This window comes from Psychromonas sp. SA13A (assembly GCF_011378715.1).
Classification (GTDB): domain Bacteria; phylum Pseudomonadota; class Gammaproteobacteria; order Enterobacterales; family Psychromonadaceae; genus Psychromonas.
In genome coordinates this window covers 1-25,081 of record NZ_WTKU01000016.1, presented here as the reverse complement: position 1 = coordinate 25,081, position 25,081 = coordinate 1, and the positions used below count along the sequence as shown (strand labels likewise).

Sequence of the window (25,081 nt, the reverse complement as noted above, 5' to 3'; positions counted from 1 at the left end):
ATCATAAAGTAAAAAAAGGCAAAGATTGTGAAGAAAATGTGGAGATATGCTAAAAAAGAGAGAAAATAAATACGCTAAATGCTTAAAAAGCATGAAAATAAAAATAATTTATCGCAAAAATCAAATTAACTCACAGTAAGTAAGATTCAGGCATGGCTATAATAGAAACAATTATCTTTATCGACAACACGAACAAAACAAGTCATTAGGAGTAGTAGTTTATGGTTACTGTATTATTTCGTTGGGAAATAAATCCAGCACATGAAAAAGTATTTAAAGAAGGTTGGACAGAGTTAGTACAACGAAATATTGAAAAATACGGTGCTCTAGGCTCTCGTTTACATAAAACTAAGGATAATCAATGGGTTTCTTACAGTCAGTGGATAAGTGAAGAGCATTATTTGAAAGCACAAGGGTTGGAAGATAAACATGAAGGTGCGCGAGTTAAAATGCTAACTGCAATCATTAGCTCTGCTCAACCATTAGTATTAGTGCCTGTATTAGATCATTTAATCGGCACAAAAATTTAAACATTTATTCATCGTATCGAATATAAACCAAAACCTTAAACTAAAAAAAACAAGCAACTACAACGTTTTTATTACAGTCTCACAAGTATCCCTGTAAATATTTCTGTGTAGTTGCTTGTTTTAAAAGAAAAAATAATACCCTGTAAATAATTCAATATTAAATAACAGTTAATACTTTTTCCATTGTCAGTCTTGATTTAGCCAATTTCGCATTATAATCCTCAGATGGATGATGGTAACCAATTGCTAATGCAACGTCACATTCATATCCACCTAGCTCATCAGCAAAAATTTCACCTATTAGTTGGCTATCGACACCTTCCATCGGAGTTGAATCTACTTTTAAACGCGCTAACGTATGCATTGCATTACCTAATGCAATATAAGTTTGAGATTTAGTCCAGCTTGCATTACGACCTTGCTCATCAGTATTCATATCAGCAAAAGCGTAACCGCCGAATGCTTTTTCTTTATCTTCTAATTTAGTGCGATTATCAACGATACCTTGGTCGACTACTTTTTCATAATCAGCACGCGTGTAAGCTGGGTTATGTGCAAATAAGATAATATGTGAACAAGCAAAAACATGCGGTTGATTAAATTGAAATTTATTAGCAAAAGTATCAAACATTCTTTGTTTAGCGGCATCACTTTCAATCACAATAAATTTCCAAGGTTGTGAGTTGATTGATGAAGGTGAAAGACGTAATGCTTGGTATAAAACATCTAAGTCTTGCTGTGAAACTTTTTTGCTTGAATCATATTTTTTTGCCGTATAACGTTTTTCTAAATCTGTAATAATCTGTTCATGTGTTGTCATGGTCTGACTCTCATTTGTTTGTTGTTGGTAGCGAACACTTTAAAGCGATCTATTTATTCTTGTCGATATGAGCGATAGAGCCTATAGGCTCGATTACGAATAAATACATTGTACACTTGATTCTTTTATTTGATAATCCATCATAAATTTGAATAACTTGATAATTATTTTTGAATATGTATCACTTAAACGATCTTAAATTAGCAATCCGAATTGCAGACTTACAAAACATTTCCGCAGCCAGTCGCGAACTAAACCTAACACCTGCCGCAGCAAGTGCTGCACTCAAGCGCCTAGAGCAAAGATTGAACTGCCAACTATTCGTTCGCTCAACACGAAATATGCAGTTAACCGAAGAAGGTCAATTGTTTATTGAAAGTAGTCGTGAAGCAATAAAAATATTAGAGTTAGCGAGTAACACCTTAAACAATAATAATGACCAATTAAGTGGCGACTTAGGGTTAAGTATGCCCTCTGATTTAGGCAGGAATATTGTGAGTGCTTGGCTGGATGAATTTTTAGCTGCTGCGCCTTCTTTAACGTTAACCTTACATTTAAGCGATCACATGAGTGATTTAATGGATCATAAAATTCAACTGGCATTACGTTATGGACATTTAGCAGATTCAGCACTTAAACGTCGTTACTTAACATCATCACCACGTTATGTGGTTGCTTCTCCTGATTATATTAACGCATTTGGTCAACCTAATAGCCCTGCCGAACTGCAACAACATAAATTATTAAATTGGAATTTAGGTAATAAAAATCATCAACAATGGACCTTTAATAAAGATAACCAACGCATACAAGTGCCAATTTCACCCATTAAAACAACCAATGATGGTGCATTATTAAGAGAGTGGGCTATTGCAGGGCATGGTATTGCTTATAAAAGTTGGATCGATATTGCAGAAGACGTCGAACAAGGTCGTTTGAAAGTTTTGTTAACCGACTATTTAACAGAAGATATTCCTTTGCAATTAGTCTACTTACAAACTGATTACCCTAGAAAGCAATTACGCATGGTGATTGACTTTTTACAACAGAAATTCAGCGAATTCAGCAAGCGCTACCCACCCCCTTAAGGAACGACAATAATGGTTTATTAAGGGGGCGGGTATCAGTAACTGCATAAATAATAGGAGCGATACACTGCACTATAAGTATTCTGATCTTATGTCACCCTATGGTTGTTTACGTATCACTCTAGTAAGCACAACTATTTTCCCTTGAGAGGGGTTAATGCAGAGGAAATATTTTATCCAATTCCACTTTAAGCACTGACCTCATCAACTAAATACAAAATGGACTGATAAGCAATGCCACTGTGTTTTGACAAGCCAATCTCACAGGTACGGCTATTACTATAACCACGCGTACAATGCGCTGGAACTTGTGACTTCAATGGCAATAATGCCGCCGCATTAAGCTCTGGTGTGGTAAACCCTTTATCACCAGCCCACCCGCAACATTCAATATGCTCAGGCACTATCACCTCGCTTGCACAACGTTGTGCAAGTTGTAACATTTGTTTATCTAATGCCTGACGTCGAGTACTGCAGGTGATATGCAACATAATCGTTTCTTGCAACGGTGAAATAGTTAAATAATCTAGTAAATAGTTAAGCACAAATTGGCTTGGCTCTAGTATTTCCATTTGCTGCGAAAATTGTTCAACACTGCGTTTAGCACAGGGACTGGTATCGATCAGCACAGGCCACTTTCCTTGCTCACTGGCTTTCCATAAGGCAGCCTCTAACTGTTGAGATTTTAACTTAGCAACTTCTTTGAATCCCTTACTATCGTGCGGCTGACCACAACATAATTCATTAATCGCGTCAGGAACGATAATGTCAAAACCAGCTTTAATAAGTAAAGAGGTGGTGACTTCCGTTAATGAACGCTGATCTTTATTATCTGCTTGCTGGCCCATGGAACGGCTCGCACATGAAGCAAGGTAAACCACTTTCTTAGCTAGGTTTGGATTAAAAGAGGCCTTTCTTGTCGACTCACTTGTTGATTCACTTACCGGTGCAATAGTCGACTCACTTTTGAGTGAGCTTTCAACATTCGTTGTTTTAAGCTGGTAGCGATTTGCAGTTGGGACTTGTGGTGACCATCGTTGCGCTTTATGGGTGGATAATTGAGCAACCCCTTTACTCACTTTATTGATCCGCTCAGCACCTAACGCTTTTTGCGCTATTTGGTTCACTTTTAACCCTAGATTAAGCAGTTTATTGGTTGTCGTAAAATGATTAGCAGTCCAACGTGCAATAGGAGTGAATTGCTGATATTTGGCTGTTCGCAACTTTTTAACTAAATCGCCTGTATTAATGCCAACAGGGCAGCGATCAGCACATAATCCCGTCGCTGCACAGGTGTCTATTCCCTGATACTGAAATGTTTTAGTTAAGGATTTTGAATATGCCGTCTCGCCTGCTCTTTCGCTGCGTTTAATTTCTCGATAAAGCACGATCCTTTGACGAGGTGATAAGGTCAAGGTACGTGATGGACAAACTGGCTCACAAAAGCCACATTCAATACAACGGTCAACTAACTCATCCGCTTGCGGCATTGGTTTCAGATTATGAATATGTGCTTTTTTATCTTCATTAATGATCACGCCCGGATTCAATAATCCAGTAGGATCAAATATACGTTTAATCTGCTGCATTAACGCATAACCTGCTTTACCCCACTCAAGCTCGACGTAGGGTGCCATATTTCTTCCCGTTCCATGTTCCGCTTTTAAAGAGCCCGAATGTTTCACCGCTACTAGCTGAGTCAATTCATCCATGAAGTCACTGTAACGCTTAACTTCATCAGGAGATTCAAATCCCTGAGTAAACACAAAATGTAAATTACCATCTAATGCGTGACCAAAAATAATCGCTTCAGTGTAATTAAATCGGTCAAAAAGTTGTTGTAAATCTCGTACGCCAGCCGCTAAATGTTCAACTGGAAAAGCAACATCTTCAATGATGACGGTAGTCCCCACCTCTCTCACTGCACCCACTGCTGGAAATAAACCTTTACGGATAGCCCATAATGTTTCTACCACCACTGTATCGCTTGTGAAAGCAATAGACTCACTCACACTATATTTGTGTATTGTTTTCATTACTGTGTTGCATTGCTGATCTAAGGTCTCTAGATCACTAGCTCTAGACTCAATTAATAGGGTTCCAGCCTCAAGGTCTAAGCTTTTAATAAAGTCTGGCATGCCCGGTTTATTAGCAATTGAGCGCATCGCTCTACCGTCCATCATTTCAACTGCAGACACAGGCAAATGAGCCAGTTCTGAAACCACTTTACAGGCTGTTTCAATATCATTAAAAACAATTAATGCAGATGCTTTATGTTTATGCTCTATCACAGTGTTATAGGTAATTTCACTAATGAAACCAAGTGTACCTTCAGAGCCAATCATTAAATGTTTGATGATTTCAATCGGATCTTGATAATCCACCAGTGCATTTAAAGAGTATCCAGTAGTATTTTTAAGGCGATATTTATGTTTAATCAGTGCGCTTAAGGTTGCGTCATTGGCAACTTGCTGTGAAAGTTGCTCTATTCCTTCAATCAGCGCTTTATGCTGTGCTTTAAATGCAATAACACTATCGTTATCTGCAGTATCAAGTTGAGCCGCATCAGCAAAAATTAATTTCATGCTTTCCACTGTACGATAAGAGTTTTGTGCCACACCACAGCACATACCACTGGCATTATTAGCTGCAATCCCACCTATTTTACAGGTATTAATAGAAGCAGGATCAGGCCCTATTTTACGCCCAAAAGGTTGTAAGTATTTATTCGCATCAGCACCAATTACACCGGGCTGTAATTTTATTTGCTGGCCATTATCAATTATTTCATGCCCTCGCCAATCGTCGCTTAAGGTAATAAGGACCGAATCTGAAACCGCCTGCCCAGATAAACTGGTCCCTGCCGCTCTAAAAGTACAAGCAATATTCAATGCCTGACAACTTTTAAGCGTATGAATGACTTCATTAACATTATTTAAGCGCAGCACCATTTTCGGAATTAAACGGTAAAAACTAGCATCAGTTCCATAAGCAAGTCGCTGAGCGGGATCACTATAAATTCGAGCAGGTTCTATACAAGCAAGTAAGGTCTCTTTCAACTGTTGAAATTTTTGCAAATGGCTAGCAGACATCATTTATCCTCATTTAAGTCGATAACGTTCAAGTAATCATCGCAATTACTTTTAAAACATAAGCATTGATATTAAGAGCAGTTTTCTGAGCGTCGATAAAGTTATGATTAAATTGCAATACCGAATGTATTAATTATTAAACAATGTGACCTGAGTGAAATTATTGGGGTGAGTATGGGATAGAACATTAACTAATGAGTGCTTCCCTGATAGGGTAATTCTGCGCTGTGAACGACAAGTTAATGTTTTTCATGTAGAGTTTGTAAAGATTTCCTTAAATGAGCACAATTAAATGTCAGATGATATTAAAAGCACACAAGTAGAATTCGAAAAAATAACCCTCACACTAAATGCCATGCAATTCGCACAATTAACGGCTTTCTCTTTAGGTTTACCACAACTGTACTTTTGCCGTGAATACTTAGCGTTAGATGAAGACACAACTATTAATCACTGTAAACAACGTATTCTGAATTTAATCGCCAATAAAGAAATTTCAATGCAACAGTTAACGCACCTATTAACTGACAAAGACTATTTTGACGCCGATGAAGCACGTCTTCGTTTGGGTCCAGAGTTAGTCTCTTAATAACCTAAGCCCTGGATAAGCAAAGCGATAGAACACCGTTCTTTCCGCGGATTTCTTCGTTAAACTATCTCTCAATAACTCGCCTTGAATTACGTAAAACTAACGGCTCTGTATAGCCCAAAAATATAATTTTATGATTTTAAATATAATTCCTCTTTCATTAATCAGAATTGAGAGCCTGAATCGAGGTTAAATAACAAATTTTGCAGCTTTTATTTTTCAATAAGTTTCGATAAACCTGTTATTAAGTTTCAATAAATAGGTAAGTAAACGTCTTGTTTTACGAGCCTCATCAATATCTAAAAATAGTTATTATAAACAGTCATTTCAGTACACAACATAATGATTTTACACTCAAAAAAACATCTGAATGAGAAACGGCAAGTAAAAGGGATGGGTTATAAGACAACTGCCTCCCGTCATTTAAGTGCACCAAAATAAGCCAATCGCCCCAAATTAGAGCAAAAATCAATTAAGTCATACAATAAAACTAAATAAAAATAGCTGCAACATAAAAGATCTCGAATAGCAAAAATATAACTCTATGTTTTAAATGGCAAAAAAAATTAAATACCTCATGGTGAGTACTTGGTATTTAATTTGCTTATCCTGTTAATAAAATAGTATTAAGGGATATAAAATGGATCTAACCGCTAAAGAAAAACATTGGTTACCATGGCTTGGCGCAACTGGCAAACTTGCATTAGGAAAAGCTTGTTGGTTGAATAAAGATCGTAAAAAAATACTCGAACAAACCTTTACTAGCACTGCTGAAACGCGAGTACACATTTTAACATCATGGGTTAGTACACAATGGAATTTTCTTCATGATGGCGCTTTATACATCTCCTCCCAACCTCAAGCACAATGGGAAACGTCGTTACAAAGCTTATTAACAAGAAACAATGATTTTTCAGAATTATTTATCGTAATGGAAGATGGACAAATTGTAGCCTCTAGTTATCACAATCCTATACAACATAAAATAGACCAAGCAATACTTACAAAAGGGTTACAGGCTCCTTTTTTGCACGGCCCTTATTTAGACTCGCAAACGCAATTAATTGGGCCATCAAGTTCTAACTTTCATGATGCCGTTACATTAATGTTTTACCAACCTATTATAAAGGACAATCAAGTCATAGGCTGTTTGTGCGGACGAGTCCCTAATGATGTAATGGGGGATCTGATTCAACGCGAAGCGGGACACATTTACAGTGAGTCCGGTGATAATTATATTTTTATGGTTAAATCGAACCAAGATCCTACCATTAGCAGCGGTACTGCGCTTTCTCGATCGCGATTTGAAGACAATGCTTTTTCTCATGGTGAAAACCTTAAATCGGGTGTGCACACACAATGGGGAACAGTAAAAATACAACAGCATACGGAGTTTGAAATACGTTTTACCGATCCTGCTACGCAACAATTACACCCAGGAGTCAGAGAAACAATTAAACACGGAGAAAATTTGTATGTTGATTATCCCGGTTATTCTGACTACCGACATATTCCAGTGATTGGAAAAGGGGTGACCTTCCAACTACCCGGATCACCAGATATATGGGGCATGATGTGTGAAGCAGACTTAGAAGAAGTTTATCGTCACCGTTCACTCACTTATACTTTGGGTAAAAAGCTATTATTAAGTATTGCCCTACCCTTTTTTAGTGCCGTCGCATTCTCCTATGTAATGTCCTTAAGTGCCTTACAGAATAGTGTTTTAATTGCAGTTGCATTAATAATAGGGGTAATTGGTTTTTGTAGTTTTGGTTTAAAGCCAATCACGTCGCGTTTAAAGCATATGGTCGACGTTTTACAAATGCTTGCAGAAGGTGATGCAAACCTAAATCAACGCTTTGACACCACTAAGTTTAGTGCAGATGAATCCGGAGATATGGGCCGTTGGATAAACAGTTTTATCGATCGGTTAGATAATATGTTAGGTGAAATGATCCATGCATCTAGTGAAGTCAATACTGTCAGTGAATCGATGTTACGGCACAGTATTAATGTCGATGGAGCAAGTAAAACTACCACGGGCTCCATTGACTCTATGTTGCAACTATCGCACGAGCAGCAAGGTGAAATAGCCAGTGCCACCGCTTCCGCACAAGCAATGAATGAATTGATGTTAGATGTTGTTAGTAAAACGCAACAGGAATATACACAAGCAGTGAATAATACCGCTCAAATTAAAGATATCGTATTAGCCTCAGCTAAAAGCGTGAATGACGTTAATGGTCAGATGAAAGAGATAGAAGCGATAGTGACTTTAATTACGGGGATAACCGAACAAACCAACCTGTTGGCATTAAATGCAGCCATTGAAGCCGCTAGAGCTGGTGAACATGGCCGTGGCTTCTCCGTCGTTGCCGATGAAGTTCGTAACCTTGCCACTAGAACATCAGAAGCAGCCAAGCATATCGGCAATATTATGTCGAAATTAAGTAGCGAATCTGAAATGGCTGTTAAGTATATGCAGCAAGGGGTAACCAATGTTGATCAAAACAGCTTAGCCTTAGATTCAGGAGAAAGAAGCCTCAAATTACAAAGCGCAGTCGAGTCAATGTTCAATACCATGAATCAAATTGCCAGTAATAGTGAGCGACATGGTGCAACAGCACAACAAGCTCACACCACAACCACAGAAATGGAAACGTCCTCACAACAATTAATCCATCAAACCACATTGGTTCAAAATGCCGTATTACGCCTCAACAAATTAGTTGAACGTTTTGAGGTATCTAAACGCGCTGCATAAGCTTTATCGACAATGACGATGATTTCACCTCAACAACCTAACTTCAACGCATTCATTATTCTGTGCTGAAGTTAGGGAGAGAAACATTAAATAGTTAAATGATTTAACACTCGATACCAACCTTACTCACTTCCTTAAATTTATATCGTACCACCCTATTATTATTTCCTTTTTTATAAGCAGCTTTATTTTTTAATAGCCAAATAAAACAGCTGAAAATCAAACAATACCGAGCGTTTAATTAAGCTACGTTATCTCGCTCACATTATTAGTTTAATTGCGCCTGAATTCTGCTAAAATCTGGCGCTGAATTCGTTGGAGAATAATTTATGAAAGACAATAGCCAAACTAAAGTGATCGTCGGTATTTCCGGTGGTGTTGATTCCTCAGTATCTGCTTATTTATTACAGCAGCAAGGCTATCAAGTAGAAGGCTTATTCATGAAGAACTGGGAAGAGGATGATACCGATGAGTATTGTTCAGCTGCTCAGGATCTACAAGATGCACAAGCTGTCTGTGATAAGTTAGGTATTAAGTTACATACCATCAACTTTGCAGCTGAATATTGGGATAATGTATTTGAGCATTTCTTAGAAGAGTACAAAGCCGGACGTACCCCAAATCCAGACATCATGTGTAATAAAGAAATTAAATTTAAAGCCTTTTTAGAATTTGCAGCTGAAGATTTAGGCGCTGATTTTATTGCTACAGGCCATTATTGTCGACGTCGAGATGTAGATGGGCAAGCACAACTGCTACGTGGTGTCGATAATAATAAAGATCAAAGCTACTTTTTATACGCAGTCGGTGGCGAGCAAATCGCAAAAACCTTATTCCCAGTTGGTGAATTAGAAAAACCAGAAGTGCGTCGTATTGCAGAAGAACAAGATTTAGTCACCCATAACAAAAAAGACAGTACTGGTATTTGTTTTATTGGTGAGCGTAAATTCACTGACTTTTTGCAAACTTATTTACCTGCACAGCCTGGCGATATTGTAACGCCAGATAATGAAGTCATTGGTCAACATCAAGGACTGATGTACCACACTTTAGGGCAACGTAAAGGTCTTGGTATTGGCGGTTTACAAAATTCTAATGAAAACCCATGGTATGTAGTGGGTAAAGATATGGAAAATAATCGCTTATTGGTGGCACAAGGTGCTGATCATCCAGCTCTGTTTTCCTATGGTTTGATTGCTAAAAAATGTGATTGGGTTGATAGAACGCCTAAAAAAGAAAGTTTCAGATGTACAGTAAAAACGCGTTACCGCCAAACTGATATTCCATGCACAGTCAATCCGATAGATGATGATACCCTAGAGGTTATTTTCGATCAGCCTCAAGCTGCTGTGACCCCTGGGCAATCAGCCGTATTTTATCTTGATGAAGTGTGTTTAGGTGGTGCGATTATCGACCAACATTTACAGAAGTAACGTTAACTCAGTTGTAAGCATTAAGCGATTAATATTTTCTCGGGTAATGCAACTTTTTAAAAAGAGAAGCAACGGAGTATTCAACAATAACGTACTAAAGGTCGATAGTATTTTGTTCAACAGTTATTCAAATTAGAAGTGTATTCATTATGTCATTCCATACGTTAGAATCTCGAAGCATTGCTTTTGCAGCAATGTGCCAAGCTGCCTACTTAGTTGATAAAATAGCGAACAAAGGTATGTGTCCTGATGCTGTCGCATTTAATGCTTCTTTACGCTCGATTATGCGTACCGATAGCGCAGCACCTTTAGATATTTTTGGTGGGCATGACGCACTAAAATTAGGTTATAAAACAGTGATTGCACAACTCGATAATGCTGATGGTAGCCGTAACATGCAAATCACCAAATACGTAGCAGGCTTAATGGCGTTAGAACGAAAACTCTCTGCAAATTCAGGAGCTTTAAACTTGCTCGGTGAACGTATTAATCAAGTTAATCGCCAATTAGCTCACTTTGAAATTGATGACAGCAGCGTATTAAGCAACTTAGATTCTATCTATAAAGACCTGATAAGTAATTTGGGTCCTAAAATTCAAGTAAACGGTAATCCTGCTTACTTGCAACAAGAACATACACAGCATAAAATTCGCGCTTTATTATTAGCCGGTGTTCGCGCGACTGTATTGTGGCGTCAAATTGGCGGCAAACGTCGTCAATTATTATTATCGCGTAAAGCGTTAGTGCACCAAACAAAACAAAATTTACTACGAACTTAAAACACGAATTGACGTTTCCTAACCGGGGAACAAAGCAACTATTTAAACAACCTACATATCATTAGGAGCAACAAATGGAACTTTCAGGACTAACAGCTGTATCACCAGTTGACGGCCGTTACGGTAGCAAAACTGCAATTTTACGCGATATCTTTAGTGAATTTGGTTTAATCAAATTCCGCGTACAAGTTGAAGTGCGTTGGTTACAAAAACTAGCACAAACAGATGGTATCGCTGAAGTTCCAGCTTTCTCTGCTGAAGCAAATGCTCACCTTGATGCGATTGTTGCAAACTTCTGTGAAGCAGATGCACAACGTGTAAAAGACATCGAAGCAACTACCAATCATGATGTAAAGGCAGTTGAATACTTCCTTAAAGAAAAAGTAGCAGATAATGCAGAGTTAAATGCAGTCTCTGAATTTATTCACTTTGCCTGTACTTCTGAAGACATTAACAATCTATCTCACGCATTAATGCTGGGTACTGCTAAAACAGACGTTATCCTGCCTTACTGTAATCGTATTGTTGATGCTATTAAAGCAAAAGCGATTGAATACAAAGCAATACCAATGATGTCTCGTACACATGGTCAGCCTGCATCACCGACTACACTAGGTAAAGAATTTGCTAACGTTGTTGCACGTCTACAACGTCAAGTTAAACAAATCGAAGCAACTGAGCAACTAGGTAAAACAAACGGTGCTGTTGGTAACTACAATGCTCACCTTAGTGCTTACCCAGAAATTAACTGGCAGGGTTTTGCGGAAGAATTTGTGACTAGCTTGGGGGTGACATTTAACCCGTTCACAACACAAATTGAACCGCATGATTACATTGCAGAGTTGTTTGACGCAATCGCTCGTTTCAATACAATTCTTTTAGACTTTGACCGTGACGTATGGGGTTATATCTGCCTTGGTCACTTCAAACAAAAAACAATTGCAGGCGAAATTGGTTCTTCAACCATGCCGCATAAAGTAAACCCAATTGATTTTGAAAACTCTGAAGGTAACTTAGGCCTAGCGAATGCGATCTTTGATCACCTAGCAGCGAAACTACCTGTTTCTCGCTGGCAGCGTGACCTAACAGACTCAACGGTATTACGTAACTTAGGTGTTGCTATCGGTTATTCTGTTATCGCTTATGAAGCAAGCTTAAAAGGTATTAGTAAGCTTGAAGCAAACGAAGCAAACATGCTAAAAGATTTGGATTCAAACTGGGAAGTATTAGCAGAGCCGATCCAAACTGTGATGCGTCGTTACGCTATCGAAAAACCATACGAGAAACTAAAAGAGCTAACGCGCGGTAAACGTGTGGATGGACCTGGTATGTCAGAGTTTATCGATACACTTGAATTACCAGAAGCAGTGAAAATAGAGCTTAAAGCAATGACACCCGCGTCTTACATTGGTCAAGCAATTGAATTAGTAGATAAAATGGCATAAATCGTATTGTCATTTAAGCTTACTTGATTGTTGAAAAGTGCTCATTTAAAACATAAACGACGCTTCTCACCTTGCATTAAAGATAAATGACTTAACGATTACTTTGCTTTGAGGCAACCTTCGGGTTGCCTTTTTTATTGCTTTTTAACCAAATTAAAAATGGCTGTAATCCACTATAACAAGCAATACCAAAGGAACACACGAGGATAGAGATAAACATTTGTAATGTCATCACCTGCTCTAAGAAAATCATGGCTAATATAACTGACACAATCGGAACCAAAGCCATGATCGTTGCAGCGGATACCGCTCCTAATTTATTAATAGAGTAAGTCATGCAAAATAATGCAATGATACTCACCACTATGCCTTGATAAATACCTTGAAGTACGATCTCATCAAGTGGTGCACTGCTGATATTACTGGGTAAAAAATACCAAATAGGCGTAAAGAACAAAGCATTAATCAATGGCACGGAAATCATAACGGTCTTCAAGTTCAAGCCCCATACCCTCATAGAAACAGAATAAAAGGCAATCGCAAAAGCCGCTATCAACAGCCATAACAATGCACTGATTGTTGCACCTCCGGTACTGGTGAATAAAAGTACATTGGCTACTAAAATAAGAAAAACGCCAACATATTGCGCATTATTTAAACGGACTTTTTTCCATACAAAAACAATCGCCGCGCACATAATAGGTAACGAGCCATTGATAATTACCCCGGTATTAGCAGCATCAGACATCAGCAACCCAATCAAACTAGCACAGACATAAAACGTTCCACAACATAAACTACAAATGATGATAGGTGCTGTAAACAGGGCTTTAATCGATGTTTTACTGAGTAAGGCGTAAACCAATACAATCATGCCAGCAGTAACGAAACGTACCCCAGTCACATCCCAAACTGTTAATGCACGGGAAAGTCCCCATTTTGAAATAATGATCCAACCATACCAAATCATCACCATCATCAAGCCAGCAAGTAATCCAGTGACTTTATCAAACTTAACCGTGCTATCCATGCTACTTCCTTGCTAGATTTAACTAAGAGAATGTACTTTAACTAAAAAAGACGCTGTTAATGATTTATGAGGAGAGGCGAACCATCTTAAATCGGCCGATCACATTACTAAGCTATTAGCCTTAAAGCAATCTAATTTAAATCCTCTTACAAAGTATAATTTGTATCACTATCGTGCATACAGGTGACCTGTTACACTTCAGATTATTTGAACCACAAAGGCAGTACCCTATGTTTGAACTTAATTTTGAAATTAACCAGTTTTTAGATGACTACTGGCAACAAAAACCAACCTTTATCAAACAAGGTTTTGTGGATTTTCAAGATCCTATTGCACCTGATGAATTAGCTGGTTTGGCCATGGAAGAAGATTTAGAAAGCCGCTTGGTTTATCTTGAAAGCGATCAGTGGCAAGCAGAGTGCGGACCTTTTAAAACCTTTGAACGTTTAGAAGAAGAAGGTGCAACTTTATTAGTACAAGCCGTGGATCATTGGCACCCAGATGCACAGCAGTTAGTACGACCATTTCGCTTTTTACCAAACTGGCGAATCGATGATTTAATGATCAGCTATTCAACGCCTAAAGGTGGCGTCGGCCCCCATATCGACAACTACGATGTGTTTATTATCCAAGGCCAAGGAAAGCGTCATTGGCGTGTTGGTGCACGTCAACCATTACCTGAGTTCGCAGCACACGGCGCGTTGAAACATTGCGGCCCTTTTGAAGCGGCTATTGATGTTGAAATGGAACCAGGCGATATTCTTTATATTCCAAGTGGCTGCCCACATGAAGGTTATGCTATTGAACCTTCACTTAATTACAGTGTTGGTTTCCGTGCACCAGATCAAAATGACTTACTCAGTAGCTTTACTGATTACAATATTGATAACTACGAAAATGCATTACGTTATACTGATATTCCAATGCAAGTACGTGAAAATCCAGGTTGTATCGAACAAGCAGAGTTAGAAAAACTACATCAAGTGATGTTAGAAAATTGCCAAACACCCGAGCATTTAATCCCGTGGTTTGGACGCATGATTAGTGAAGCAAAACATGAATTAGATATCGCAATCCCAGAATATCCGCTTGAAAATGAAGATATTATCGAATTTTTAGAAGACGGTGCGATATTTACACGCTTAGGTGGATTACGCGCGGTGTATTTCGAGCAAACACCTAAACAAGTCTTTATCAACGGAGGTGTTTATGACGTTTCAGGTTTTGTTGAACTTGCCCATTATTTATGCGATCAAGATGAAGCAGCCAGTGAGTTGATAGTATTATTTAAAGATGAGCCGGAAGCATTAACGCTATTTACCAAACTAGTAAACCTCGGTTATTGGTACGCAGAATAGTTTTAATATAATTAAATAGATAGATAAGCAGCTTACCCTTATAAGCTGCTTATTTGAGTCGGAACAAACTCCTCTCAATCAGATGATGACAATCAACTTCTGTGATTAGCCCCTTTTCTAACAGCCTTCACACTCAAGTAACATTAACTCTTCAACAATACTTACAGACTGAATTACAATAGTTTATCGAAACTAAACCACCCCCTATGATATGCTTTGTAGTATTACTTTTTAGTGTGTTTAAACCTTATTCAACTTGATCAGGCTTAAACCCAATATAGGAATACCAACTCACTTTATAAAAAGGAAACAATATGCGTTTTTTACATACCATGGTTAGGGTCAAAGATTTAGAAAAGTCTATGCACTTTTATTGTGATCTTCTTGGGCTGGTTCTAGTTAAAAAAAATGATTACGAAAAAGGTCAGTTTTCATTAATTTATCTGACTGCTCCCGAAAATATTATAGATGGTACTGAGTTAAAAGACTTAGATAGTCCACTTATTGAGCTCACCTATAATTGGGAACCAGAAAGTTACACCGAAGGTAGAAATTTTGGTCACTTAGCGTTTGAGGTCGATGATATTTACGCACTTTGTGAAAGGCTACAAGCAGCAGGCGTTATTATTAACCGTCCACCAAGAGATGGTCATATGGCCTTTGTAAGATCACCTGACAATATTTCTATTGAGTTATTACAGAAAGACAAAAAGTTAGCAGCATCAGAGCCTTGGGCTTCAATGGAAAACACCGGCACTTGGTAAAACAGTTTTAATAGACGACTAAATAATCCATATTGATTGCTAACGGATATATGTCGACGACGATAATTAAATTTATTAACTCATTTAGTTATCGTCATCACCATTCACACTGAAGGTATATATATAATATGTTACTAAATTTTTCAGATTACACTTCTGCACAACGTTATCACTTAATGACGCAAACTATTGTGCCTCGTCCAATCGCTTGGGTATTAACTCAATCGGATAATAACAGCCCAAATAAAGTCTATAATTTAGCCCCCTTCTCATACTTTACAGCCGTATCAAGCGATCCTGCGATACTGATGATTTCACTCGGTAAAAAACCTAATGGCGATAATAAAGACACTTTAACCAATGTATTAAAAAACAAAAAAATGGTGATCCATATTGCCTCTGATGATCAAGCAGGGATCGTCACGCAAACCGCGGCAACACTAGCACATGGAGAATCAGAACTGTTTGCCACAGACTTAACAACAACAGCCTTTGATGACTTTCCACTACCACGTTTAGAACAATGTCATATTGCTTATGGATGTGAACTTTATGAAATTAAAGAGATAGGTGATTTGCCACAAACATTGATCTTTGTTGAAATTAAGTATTTATATATTAATGACCAGGTATTAAATACTGAAAATCCAGACCGAATTAATATTTCAGCAGATAAAGTGAAACCACTAGCACGGCTTGGTGGAGGTGAATATGCATCAATTACTGCCCCATTTAGCTTTAAACGACCAGATTAACTAACTTTTTTATTACTGAAGCAGAAAATTAACCGGATCAGTGTCTTTGATTTTTTGGGCATAGCTTCTTTTCTGATAAAAGGATGTAGGGTCACCGACAAGGCAAAACCAGTTTGAATCAATACCAAGTTGCAGCAACGAGCGTAGACGCTTGATACTTTAAGAGGTTACAACAACTCCACCGTTAAATTTTTCTGTATCAATAACTACCCTAATCATCTCTTCGTCTTTAATGAATAACGCGACGAGATTGCCAATAATGCTTTCGCCAATACGGATTTGAAAGTTTTGATATTTTCACACCTTTACTAGTCGAAACATGAAAGAACTCTCCTTCTCCCATATAAATACCTACATGCCGACTAGAACGGCCAGTTTTAAAGAACACCAAATCACCCACTTTTAATTGGTTCTTTTTAATTGAGAAACCTTTTCTGACTTGATACTCAGTGGTACGCGGTAATTGGATGTTAAAGCTATTCTTAAAGACTTTTTGCACTAAGCTTGAGCAATCAATGCCATGTAGGCTATTACCGCCGTATCGATAGGGGCTGCCTTCCCAATATTCATGCTCATTGAGTAACAATAAATATAATAAATCACCCGTGTGCATATTAGCTGAAGAGGTTTTATTTGAGCTTGAAGTAATAGCAGAAGAGGCACTGTTTGTTATTGAAGAGGTATTAGTACTAATTGAAGTATTATCTTGATGCTCAGGTTTTGATGAACAGGCAGCTAAAAGGCACAATAAAGGTAATAAACTTAACTTATAATTTAACTTGCAGCTTAGTTTATGGCCTAATTTATGGTTTAGTTTATGGTTTAGTTTAGAAATTAGCTCAGATTTGAAATCAGACCTTAATTGAACATTATGACGTTTTAACACCCAAAACATACACCTACTCCACTCGTTTAACTCACATTCTAATAGACTCATCACCGTTATTTTTATCAAAAATAAAAATGGGGCTTACGCCCCAAAGTTTAGTATCTATTTTAAGCTTTGAAAGCTTAACCTAAAATTTCGGCAAGTTCTGCGCTGATCACATCAACAGCTTTAGTACCATCAAACTTATGATGAGCACCGTTACCTTGTGCTGCTTCTTGCTTGTAGTAAGCAATAAGAGGCGCTGTTTGTGTATGGTAAATATCTAAACGTTTACGTACTGTCGCTTCTTCATCATCAGGACGAATAGATAGATCATCACCTGTCACATCATCTTTACCTTCCACTTTTGGTGGATTATAAATAACGTGATAAGTACGGCCAGAGCCAGAATGAACACGACGACCAGCCATACGCTTAACAATTTCTTCGTCAGGCACATCAAATTCAAGTACGAAATCAACGATCACACCCGCTTCTTTCATTGCATCAGCTTGCGGAATAGTGCGAGGGAAACCATCTAGTAAAAAACCTTTTGCACAGTCTTCTTGTGCAATACGTTCTTTAACCAAGCCAATAATTAGCTCATCAGAGACTAATTGACCTGCATCCATTAATTCTTTTGCTTTTAATCCAAGCTCTGTGCCCGCTTTCGCAGCAGCACGTAACATGTCACCCGTAGATATTTGTGGGATTCCATATTTTTCCATCATGAACTGAGCTTGTGTACCTTTACCAGCACCAGGTGCACCTAATAAGATAATGCGCATTTATAGCTTCCTATGTAATTAATAAATTCCAGACCGAAATTTACACGTTTGTGACAATTTTCTCAAGAATATCAACAAAAAAGGCCTGCATAAGCAGGCCTTCGACACATTTATGAGAAGATTATCCTAATAAAAGTTTATTAATTCGAGCTACAAATTCTGATGGGTCATCTAGACTCCCCTTTTCAGAAAGTACTGCTTGTTGTAATAACAACTCAGCCCACTCTGCAAATAATACCTCATCAGTCATATCTGCTAATTTAGTGATCATGACATGTTCAGGGTTAAGCTCAAAAATTGGCTTGCTTTCTGGAACGGGTTGTCCCATTTGCGCCATCAACTTAGCCATTTGCGTACTCATATCATCGTTATCAGCAACAATACAAGATGGTGTAGAAGTTAGGCGCTGTGTTAAGCGCACATCTTTGACTTTATCACCAAGTACTTTTTTAGTACGTTCAATGAAGCTAGCAAATTCAGTGTTTTGTTTTTCTTGCTCTTGTTTCTCTTCTTCAGAGTCAAGTTTACCTAGATCTAAATCGCCCTGAGTTACACTAACAAATGTTTTACCATCGTACTCTGGTAAATGGCTTAATAACCACTCATCAACACGGTCTGATAGTAATAGTACTTCGATACCTTTCTTACGTAAGATCTCTAGATGAGGACTATTTTTAGCAGCATTAAAGCTATCAGCAGTAATGTAGTAAATTTTATCTTGCTCTTCGTTCATGCGCTCAATATACGCATCTAAAGAAACGGTTTGCTCAGCTACATCAGCTTCAGTTGACGCAAAACGGAATAACTTAGCAATTTGCTCTTTATTACTTGGATCTTCAGCAGGACCTTCTTTTAATACTTGACCAAACTCAGCCCAAAATGCGTTGTACTCAGTTTCATTTTTCTTAGCAAACTTAGTTAGCATAGAAAGTGCACGTTTAGTACAAGCACTACGTAGCTTAGTCGTAACGCGTGTATCTTGTAGAATTTCACGAGATACGTTTAATGGTAAATCATTTGAATCCAACACACCTTTAACAAAACGTAAGTAAGTTGGCATGAACTGCTCAGCATCATCCATAATGAAAACACGTTGCACGTATAATTTTAAGCCATGCGCTTTTTCACGGTTCCATAAATCATAAGGAGCACGTTTAGGAATGTACAATAAGCTAGTATATTCTTGCTCACCTTCAACTTTATTATGAGACCACGTTAGTGGATCTTCGAAGTCATTAGCGATGTGCTTGTAGAACTCTTTGTATTCTTCGTCTTTTAAATCACTTTTTGAACAATTCCATAAAGCCGTTGCTTTATTAATTGATTCCCAAGCGGCTTCAACAGCAGGCACTTTCTCGCCATCAGGACCTTCAGATTCAGGCACTGCATCTTTAAACATTTGCACAGGAATACTGATATGATCTGAATATTTAGACACGACTGTACGTAATTTATAGTCATTCAAGAATTCAGTTTCATCATCACGTAAATGTAGAATTATTTCAGTACCACGATCTGCTTTTTCAATATCAGCAACCGTGTAATCAGCTTCACCAGCAGATTCCCAACATGTACCTTGAGAAGCATCATCACCCGCTTTACGTGTATTAACGGTTACTTTATCTGCAACAATAAATGCAGAATAAAAACCAACACCAAATTGACCGATTAGTTGTGAGTCTTTAGCTTGGTCACCAGATAATTGCTCAAAAAAGTCACTAGTACCAGACTTAGCAATGGTGCCTAAATGCTCAATGACTTCATCACGCGTCATACCAATACCATTATCGCTAATAGTGATGGTTTTTGCTTCTTCATCAAAGCTTAAACGAACACGTAAATCAGCATCGTTTTCAAACAAGCTACCATCGGATAATGCTTTGAAACGTAGTTTGTCCGCGGCATCAGCTGCATTTGAAACAAGTTCACGTAGGAAAATTTCTTTATTTGAATATAAAGAGTGGATCATTAATTTAAGAAGTTTACCAGTATCAGCACTGAACGCATGATTTTGTTGATGTTCCATATTTCTATTTCTCTCTTAAACAAGTGGTTATTGGTCTTACTTAGATATTTAAGAGATGGAGACACTTAGACTGATTTCAAGAGCTAAAGTAAATTTTTTTAAAAGTTATGCACTACCCAAACGAATTTTGAGTTCTTAGGTTAATCAATGTATTTCATCACCTACTCAAAACTAAAAAGTATCCCCTCATGCAGCAAACCTAGATCGGGAATAGCGTCTCCCTTTTTAAGGCAAAAAAAACGCGGCTAATAAGCCGCGTAATATAATAATCAAGTAAATAGAAACATAAGTTATAAAAGATTATTTAACTTTTTGAAACGAATTTTTTTAATACGTTTAAATTTAGAATGACTACGGATTTTAGTCGTTATCTTCCAAATATTTGAAAGTAATAACGTATAAATAATAAAGGTTAAAATAAACCCGTAAAACATGACTGGTGCAGGTATTTCTGCTAGTTCGCCATAAATGCCAATAAGAGCAAATAAGCTAGCAATAAAACAGATAGATAGTAAAGTTTGTGTTGGATTTAAACCTAAGCGCTGACAGATGTGATGTAAATGTTCTCTATCAGGTTTAAACGGGCTATCACCACGTCGTATACGGCGAATCATAATAGCGGCCATATCATTTAAAGGTAAACCAATAATCCATAACGCAGTTACTGCGCGCATTGCAGTTTGCTCTGAAGTATCACCAGCAGCCGACTGTGAGGCTAATAATAATAACCAAATAACAGTAAATCCAATTAACATACTGCCCGCATCACCCATAAACACTTTACGAGTACGCCCAAACGCACCAAGATTAAATAAAACATATGGCAACATTGCAACAATAAATACTGCACATAAATAAGCTAAATTTGCCTCTCCGTGCAGATAGAAAACAACTCCTAAGGCAGCAAAGGTTACCGATGCAAGCCCACCTAATAAACCATCAATTCCATCAACCATATTAAAAGCATTAATAGCACCAATCACAGCGAATATGGTAATTATCTGCGCGATTGCACTTGGTAATAATATCTCTCCAAATCCAAACATATTGCCAAGGTTTGTAAGCAACTCCCCAGCAAAGTGAATCATCAATAAGGCTAAACCAGCCTGTACTATTAAACGTAATCTAAAACTGATATCCCATCGATCGTCTGCGACCCCAACAGTAACTAAAATACTCATACAAAGTGCATAGATGTGCGAATAAGGAAGCATTTCTGGGTTGTTGTATAAAAAGTATAATATGGAGAGGCAAATAGATAAACCTCCAACCAGAGGAATAGTGCCTTTATGGAACTTTCTTTCATTCGGTTTATCAACTAAACTTATATACTTGGCAAACTTCCGCAAAGCAAATAGCGTTGTCATTGAAAAAACAAATATAAATGCTAAATCAATTGATATATTTATCATAAAAACCAACTTAAAAAGGAAAAATAATGTGAGCCTAATACTGACAACTTAAATCTCTAAAATTCATTATAGACAAGTAACTAATTAAAACTAAATTACTTCAAAATAAATTCATTGTTGAATAGAGTAAAATTTATTAAATAATCAATAACACTTTTTATACCGCTTTAACGGCATCAGCAATATGGTTCGCCCATGTTTCAGCTAACGTTTGCGACTCAGCTTCAACCATTACACGAATTAAAGGCTCAGTACCTGATTTACGCAGTAAAATACGCCCTTTAGGTGTGCTACTGCCCACTAATAAAGCTTTTTCAGCTTCGATAACAGCCGTTTTCACTAAATCACTTTCTAAAGGTTGATTATCGCCCGCAAAGCGCACGTTAATTAAGATTTGCGGCATCATCGTCATATCATCAAGTAATTGTTCAAGTGTTTTTTCACTTTGCTTGATCACAGCTAATACTTGTAATGCGGCAACAATAGCATCACCGGTGGTCACTAAATGACGACAAATAACGTGCCCAGAGTTTTCTCCACCTAACCACCATTCACGTTTTAGTAATTGCTCCATCACGTAACGATCACCAACACCAGCGCGTACAAATGGAATGCCTAGTTTAGCAAGCGCCACTTCAAGCCCCATATTTGACATCAATGTACCTACTACGCCACCTTTAAGTTGGCCATTAATAAGTGCCTGCTTTGCTAGGATATAAAGCAACTGATCACCATCTGCAATATTACCTCGGCTATCAACCATCATGATTCGGTCACTATCACCATCAAGCGCGATACCTAAATCAGCCTTGTTTTCAAGTACCGTTTTTTGTAATAGCCCAAGAGATGTCGCACCACACTTATCATTGATATTAAAACCATCAGGTTTGTTACCGATAGCAATAACTTCGGCACCTAATTCACCAAAAACAGAAGGTGCTATATGGTAAGCAGCCCCATTTGCACAATCAACAACTAATTTAAGGCCAGTTAATGATAATGCATAAGGAAATGTGCCTTTACAAAACTCAATATAACGATCCGCTGCACCATCCATTCTTGATGCTTTTCCAAGTAATTCAGAACTGACACAGCCCATTGGCTTATCCAGTTCAGCTTCAATCGCTAATTCAACTTCATCTGACAATTTTTCACCAGATGCTGAAAAGAATTTGATCCCATTATCATAATAGGGATTATGTGATGCACTGATCACTACGCCAGCTTCTGCGCGGAATGTTTTAGTTAAGTAAGCGACAGCAGGTGTTGGCAACGGGCCTGTTAATACCGCACTAATACCCGCAGCAGACAAACCAGCTTCTAAAGCAGACTCAAGCATATAGCCAGAAATACGCGTATCTTTACCAATAATTACTTTTTTTGTACCAAGGCGAGATAATACTCTCCCCGCAGCCCAGCCAAGTTTTAACGCAAAATCAGGAGTAATTGGATACTCTCCTACCTTGCCACGGACACCATCAGTGCCAAAATATTTTCTAGTCATTGTTATAATCCATTATTCGGTTTATTAATAAGTTGGTTTAAATAAGTTAGGTTCAAATAAATTAGGTGTAAAAAGTCAGCAACCTTTAATCAGACCCAAATAAATCTCGCGTATAAACTTTATCGGCCACATCATCTAACTCATCACTCATGCGATTAGAGACAATTACATCCGCGATATTTTTAAATTCGGCTAAATCTTTATAGACCGTGGAATTGAAAAAAGCATCTTCCTCAAAAACTGGTTCATAAATGACCACCTCAATCCCTTTCGCTTTAATGCGTTTCATGATCCCTTGAATTGAAGATGCACGGAAGTTATCAGATCCAGATTTCATGATCAGTCTATAAATACCGACTACTTTAGGGTTTTTAGCGATAATCGAATCCGCAACAAAATCTTTACGGGTGGTATTGGCATCAACAATTGCGCCGATCAAGTTATTCGGTACAGCGGCAAAGTTAGCACGTAGTTGTTTGGTATCTTTTGGTAAACAGTATCCACCATAACCAAAAGAAGGATTATTATAGTGATTACCAATACGCGGATCTAAACTTACTCCCTCAATAATCTGGCGAGAGTTTAACCCATGCGATTCCGCATAAGTATCCAATTCATTAAAGTAGGCAACACGCAAAGCAAGGTAAGTATTAGAAAATAGTTTTACCGCTTCCGCTTCGGTTGAGTCAGTAAATAATACATCGATATTTTCTTTTATCGCACCTTGTACTAATAAGTTTGCAAATACCTTTGCACGCTCACTTTGTTCACCGACTATGATACGAGATGGATGTAAATTATCGTATAAAGCGCGCCCTTCACGTAAAAACTCAGGAGAGAATAATATATTATCACACCCCATTGTTTGTTTAATTCCTTGCGTGTAACCAACTGGAACCGTCGACTTAATAATCATGATAGCGTTAGGATTAATGCTCATTACATCTTTAATCACCGCTTCTACAGAAGAGGTATTAAAATAGTTAGTTGCAACATCGTAATCGGTTGGCGTAGCAATGATAACGAACTCAGCGTGTTCATAAGCGGCTTGCTTATCAAGTGTCGCTGTAAAGTTAAGTGATTTATTTTGTAAAAAATCTTCTATCTCAACATCAGCAATAGGCGACTGCTTATTGTTTAAGAGGGCTATCTTTTCTGCAACAATATCAACTGCAATCACTTCGTTGTGTTGTGCTAAAAGCATTGCATTTGAAAGACCTACATAACCCGTACCCGCGATGGCAATTTTCATATTTTAATAATTCCTACAAAAAAAGACATTCATAAAAATGAATGCCTTAAAATAGATATAAATGCCTATTTGGGCATAAACTAGCTCGCCTTTAATTATTAGCGATGAATGAGAGTGAAATTGCGAAATAGTATAAGACGATAAAAACATTGCGCTGATTATCTCAACAAAAATGTCAATTTAAGGTTTATTGTAAAATTTTTTATAGCAAAATACTAATTTATTGACTGCAAATGCAAATAATAGAACAAACCATCAAAGGAATAACAACAAACGCACGGAGACAGAGACAACTAATCACTTGGGGCTTAAGAGAAAGATCCCAAAAACTATAGAAAAAAAATATTAAAATAAATAGTTAGTTAGTACAAATTTAACAGCAGAGGCGGATTCAACATTGAAGTGCATAACGACTAAGCAGCTATAACTACCATATGTTCAGCCATTAATTTGGCTGGCGTTTTGTAATTTAGTTTCTTTCTTGGCCTATCATTCAATTTAACGATTACATCTTCAACTTCTGATTGCGATACTTTTTTAAAGTCCGTTGATTTCGGCCAATATTGTCGTAACAAACCATTCGTATTTTCATTCAAACCTCTTTGCCACGAACAATAAGGATCTGCAAAATAAACACCACAATTTAAATATTCGGTCATCACTTCATGATAGGCAAATTCTTTACCATTATCAGCAGTGATCGTAAATATCGCACCTTTGTATGGTTGCAATAAAGCAATCGTAGCAGCAGTCACTGATTTAGCCGATTTGTCATCAACACGCA

General features: G+C 37.7%; 20 protein-coding genes. 10 read left to right on the top strand and 10 right to left on the bottom strand.

All coding sequences use genetic code 11. From position 1 onward, the window contains the following. Positions 1–221: 221 nt before the first annotated feature. Entirely contained in the window at positions 222–530 is a 309-nt protein-coding gene (locus GQR44_RS13735) for an antibiotic biosynthesis monooxygenase (RefSeq protein ID WP_166372331.1), read from the top strand. Between the two features lie 157 nt (positions 531–687). On the opposite strand, the gene GQR44_RS13730 is transcribed toward GQR44_RS13735, so the two are convergent. Next, a complete protein-coding gene (locus tag GQR44_RS13730) occupies positions 688–1,350 on the bottom strand; it encodes a nitroreductase family protein (protein WP_166372330.1) in 663 nt (220 codons plus the stop codon). Positions 1,351–1,526: 176 nt separating this feature from the next. On the opposite strand from GQR44_RS13730, the gene GQR44_RS13725 reads away from it, so the two are divergent. After that, positions 1,527–2,438, top strand: a complete 912-nt coding sequence (locus GQR44_RS13725; RefSeq protein ID WP_166372374.1) for a LysR family transcriptional regulator — start codon at positions 1,527–1,529, stop codon at positions 2,436–2,438. Positions 2,439–2,626: 188 nt separating this feature from the next. On the opposite strand, the gene GQR44_RS13720 is transcribed toward GQR44_RS13725, so the two are convergent. Continuing rightward, complete coding sequence (locus GQR44_RS13720) at positions 2,627–5,530, bottom strand: FAD-binding and (Fe-S)-binding domain-containing protein (protein WP_166372329.1); 2,904 nt, start codon at positions 5,528–5,530, stop codon at positions 2,627–2,629. Positions 5,531–5,822: 292 nt separating this feature from the next. Here GQR44_RS13720 and GQR44_RS13715 point away from each other — a divergent pair, with 292 nt between their 5' ends. The 5 genes from GQR44_RS13715 to purB all read left to right on the top strand — a co-directional run bounded on the left by GQR44_RS13715 (position 5,823) and on the right by purB (position 12,540). After that, entirely contained in the window at positions 5,823–6,119 is a 297-nt protein-coding gene (locus GQR44_RS13715) for a hypothetical protein (protein WP_166372328.1), read from the top strand. Positions 6,120–6,759: 640 nt separating this feature from the next. Further along, positions 6,760–8,883, top strand: coding sequence for a methyl-accepting chemotaxis protein (locus GQR44_RS13710; protein ID WP_166372327.1), 2,124 nt, complete (start codon positions 6,760–6,762; stop codon positions 8,881–8,883). A 329-nt stretch (positions 8,884–9,212) separates the two neighbouring features. Continuing rightward, complete coding sequence (gene mnmA / locus GQR44_RS13705; RefSeq protein ID WP_166372326.1) at positions 9,213–10,316, top strand: tRNA 2-thiouridine(34) synthase MnmA; 1,104 nt, start codon at positions 9,213–9,215, stop codon at positions 10,314–10,316. A gap of 149 nt (positions 10,317–10,465) precedes the next feature. Next, positions 10,466–11,095, top strand: coding sequence for a high frequency lysogenization protein HflD (gene hflD, locus GQR44_RS13700; RefSeq protein WP_166372325.1), 630 nt, complete (start codon positions 10,466–10,468; stop codon positions 11,093–11,095). A gap of 74 nt (positions 11,096–11,169) precedes the next feature. Further along, positions 11,170–12,540, top strand: coding sequence for an adenylosuccinate lyase (purB, locus tag GQR44_RS13695; protein WP_166372324.1), 1,371 nt, complete (start codon positions 11,170–11,172; stop codon positions 12,538–12,540). A 91-nt stretch (positions 12,541–12,631) separates the two neighbouring features. Here purB and GQR44_RS13690 read toward each other — a convergent pair whose 3' ends face one another. Beyond that, a complete protein-coding gene (locus tag GQR44_RS13690; RefSeq protein ID WP_166372323.1) occupies positions 12,632–13,570 on the bottom strand; it encodes a DMT family transporter in 939 nt (312 codons plus the stop codon). 230 nt (positions 13,571–13,800) lie between these two features. Here GQR44_RS13690 and GQR44_RS13685 point away from each other — a divergent pair, with 230 nt between their 5' ends. The 3 genes from GQR44_RS13685 to GQR44_RS13675 all read left to right on the top strand — a co-directional run bounded on the left by GQR44_RS13685 (position 13,801) and on the right by GQR44_RS13675 (position 16,447). Continuing rightward, positions 13,801–14,928, top strand: a complete 1,128-nt coding sequence (locus GQR44_RS13685) for a cupin domain-containing protein (RefSeq protein WP_166372322.1) — start codon at positions 13,801–13,803, stop codon at positions 14,926–14,928. A 314-nt stretch (positions 14,929–15,242) separates the two neighbouring features. Next, positions 15,243–15,692 carry a lactoylglutathione lyase gene (gloA, locus tag GQR44_RS13680; RefSeq protein WP_166372321.1) on the top strand — a complete coding sequence of 150 codons (450 nt, stop codon included), beginning with the start codon at positions 15,243–15,245 and terminating at the stop codon, positions 15,690–15,692. Positions 15,693–15,820: 128 nt separating this feature from the next. Next, a complete protein-coding gene (locus GQR44_RS13675; protein ID WP_166372320.1) occupies positions 15,821–16,447 on the top strand; it encodes a flavin reductase family protein in 627 nt (208 codons plus the stop codon). Positions 16,448–16,676: 229 nt separating this feature from the next. Here GQR44_RS13675 and GQR44_RS19630 read toward each other — a convergent pair whose 3' ends face one another. The 7 genes from GQR44_RS19630 to GQR44_RS13640 form a co-directional block, all read right to left on the bottom strand. Continuing rightward, positions 16,677–17,342: an NlpC/P60 family protein gene (locus tag GQR44_RS19630; RefSeq protein WP_205963081.1), complete on the bottom strand. Its 666-nt coding sequence runs from the start codon at positions 17,340–17,342 to the stop codon at positions 16,677–16,679. A gap of 116 nt (positions 17,343–17,458) precedes the next feature. Beyond that, a complete protein-coding gene (gene adk, locus GQR44_RS13665; protein ID WP_166372319.1) occupies positions 17,459–18,103 on the bottom strand; it encodes an adenylate kinase in 645 nt (214 codons plus the stop codon). Positions 18,104–18,224: 121 nt separating this feature from the next. Next, positions 18,225–20,129, bottom strand: a complete 1,905-nt coding sequence (gene htpG / locus GQR44_RS13660; RefSeq protein ID WP_166372318.1) for a molecular chaperone HtpG — start codon at positions 20,127–20,129, stop codon at positions 18,225–18,227. Between the two features lie 290 nt (positions 20,130–20,419). Then, positions 20,420–21,541 carry a UDP-N-acetylglucosamine--undecaprenyl-phosphate N-acetylglucosaminephosphotransferase gene (gene wecA, locus GQR44_RS13655; RefSeq protein ID WP_166372317.1) on the bottom strand — a complete coding sequence of 374 codons (1,122 nt, stop codon included), beginning with the start codon at positions 21,539–21,541 and terminating at the stop codon, positions 20,420–20,422. A gap of 157 nt (positions 21,542–21,698) precedes the next feature. Next, positions 21,699–23,045 carry a phosphoglucosamine mutase gene (glmM, locus tag GQR44_RS13650; RefSeq protein ID WP_205963080.1) on the bottom strand — a complete coding sequence of 449 codons (1,347 nt, stop codon included), beginning with the start codon at positions 23,043–23,045 and terminating at the stop codon, positions 21,699–21,701. Positions 23,046–23,130: 85 nt separating this feature from the next. Next, entirely contained in the window at positions 23,131–24,297 is a 1,167-nt protein-coding gene (locus GQR44_RS13645) for a nucleotide sugar dehydrogenase (RefSeq protein WP_166372316.1), read from the bottom strand. A gap of 413 nt (positions 24,298–24,710) precedes the next feature. Beyond that, the coding region (locus GQR44_RS13640; protein WP_166372315.1) for an IS30 family transposase at positions 24,711–25,081 on the bottom strand (371 nt) is incomplete at its 5' end.

Excerpts from the sequence above, each read along its gene's own strand:
- GQR44_RS13735 (WP_166372331.1), top strand. The coding sequence starts at position 222 with ATGGTTACTGTATTATTTCGTTGGGAAATAAATCCAGCACATGAAAAA.
- GQR44_RS13730 (WP_166372330.1), bottom strand. The coding sequence starts at position 1,350 with ATGACAACACATGAACAGATTATTACAGATTTAGAAAAACGTTATACG.
- GQR44_RS13725 (WP_166372374.1), top strand. The coding sequence starts at position 1,527 with ATGTATCACTTAAACGATCTTAAATTAGCAATCCGAATTGCAGACTTA.
- GQR44_RS13720 (WP_166372329.1), bottom strand. The coding sequence starts at position 5,530 with ATGTCTGCTAGCCATTTGCAAAAATTTCAACAGTTGAAAGAGACCTTA.
- GQR44_RS13715 (WP_166372328.1), top strand. The coding sequence starts at position 5,823 with ATGTCAGATGATATTAAAAGCACACAAGTAGAATTCGAAAAAATAACC.
- GQR44_RS13710 (WP_166372327.1), top strand. The coding sequence starts at position 6,760 with ATGGATCTAACCGCTAAAGAAAAACATTGGTTACCATGGCTTGGCGCA.
- mnmA (WP_166372326.1), top strand. The coding sequence starts at position 9,213 with ATGAAAGACAATAGCCAAACTAAAGTGATCGTCGGTATTTCCGGTGGT.
- hflD (WP_166372325.1), top strand. The coding sequence starts at position 10,466 with ATGTCATTCCATACGTTAGAATCTCGAAGCATTGCTTTTGCAGCAATG.
- purB (WP_166372324.1), top strand. The coding sequence starts at position 11,170 with ATGGAACTTTCAGGACTAACAGCTGTATCACCAGTTGACGGCCGTTAC.
- GQR44_RS13690 (WP_166372323.1), bottom strand. The coding sequence starts at position 13,570 with ATGGATAGCACGGTTAAGTTTGATAAAGTCACTGGATTACTTGCTGGC.
- GQR44_RS13685 (WP_166372322.1), top strand. The coding sequence starts at position 13,801 with ATGTTTGAACTTAATTTTGAAATTAACCAGTTTTTAGATGACTACTGG.
- gloA (WP_166372321.1), top strand. The coding sequence starts at position 15,243 with ATGCGTTTTTTACATACCATGGTTAGGGTCAAAGATTTAGAAAAGTCT.
- GQR44_RS13675 (WP_166372320.1), top strand. The coding sequence starts at position 15,821 with ATGTTACTAAATTTTTCAGATTACACTTCTGCACAACGTTATCACTTA.
- GQR44_RS19630 (WP_205963081.1), bottom strand. The coding sequence starts at position 17,342 with ATGTTTTGGGTGTTAAAACGTCATAATGTTCAATTAAGGTCTGATTTC.
- adk (WP_166372319.1), bottom strand. The coding sequence starts at position 18,103 with ATGCGCATTATCTTATTAGGTGCACCTGGTGCTGGTAAAGGTACACAA.
- htpG (WP_166372318.1), bottom strand. The coding sequence starts at position 20,129 with ATGGAACATCAACAAAATCATGCGTTCAGTGCTGATACTGGTAAACTT.
- wecA (WP_166372317.1), bottom strand. The coding sequence starts at position 21,541 with ATGATAAATATATCAATTGATTTAGCATTTATATTTGTTTTTTCAATG.
- glmM (WP_205963080.1), bottom strand. The coding sequence starts at position 23,045 with ATGACTAGAAAATATTTTGGCACTGATGGTGTCCGTGGCAAGGTAGGA.
- GQR44_RS13645 (WP_166372316.1), bottom strand. The coding sequence starts at position 24,297 with ATGAAAATTGCCATCGCGGGTACGGGTTATGTAGGTCTTTCAAATGCA.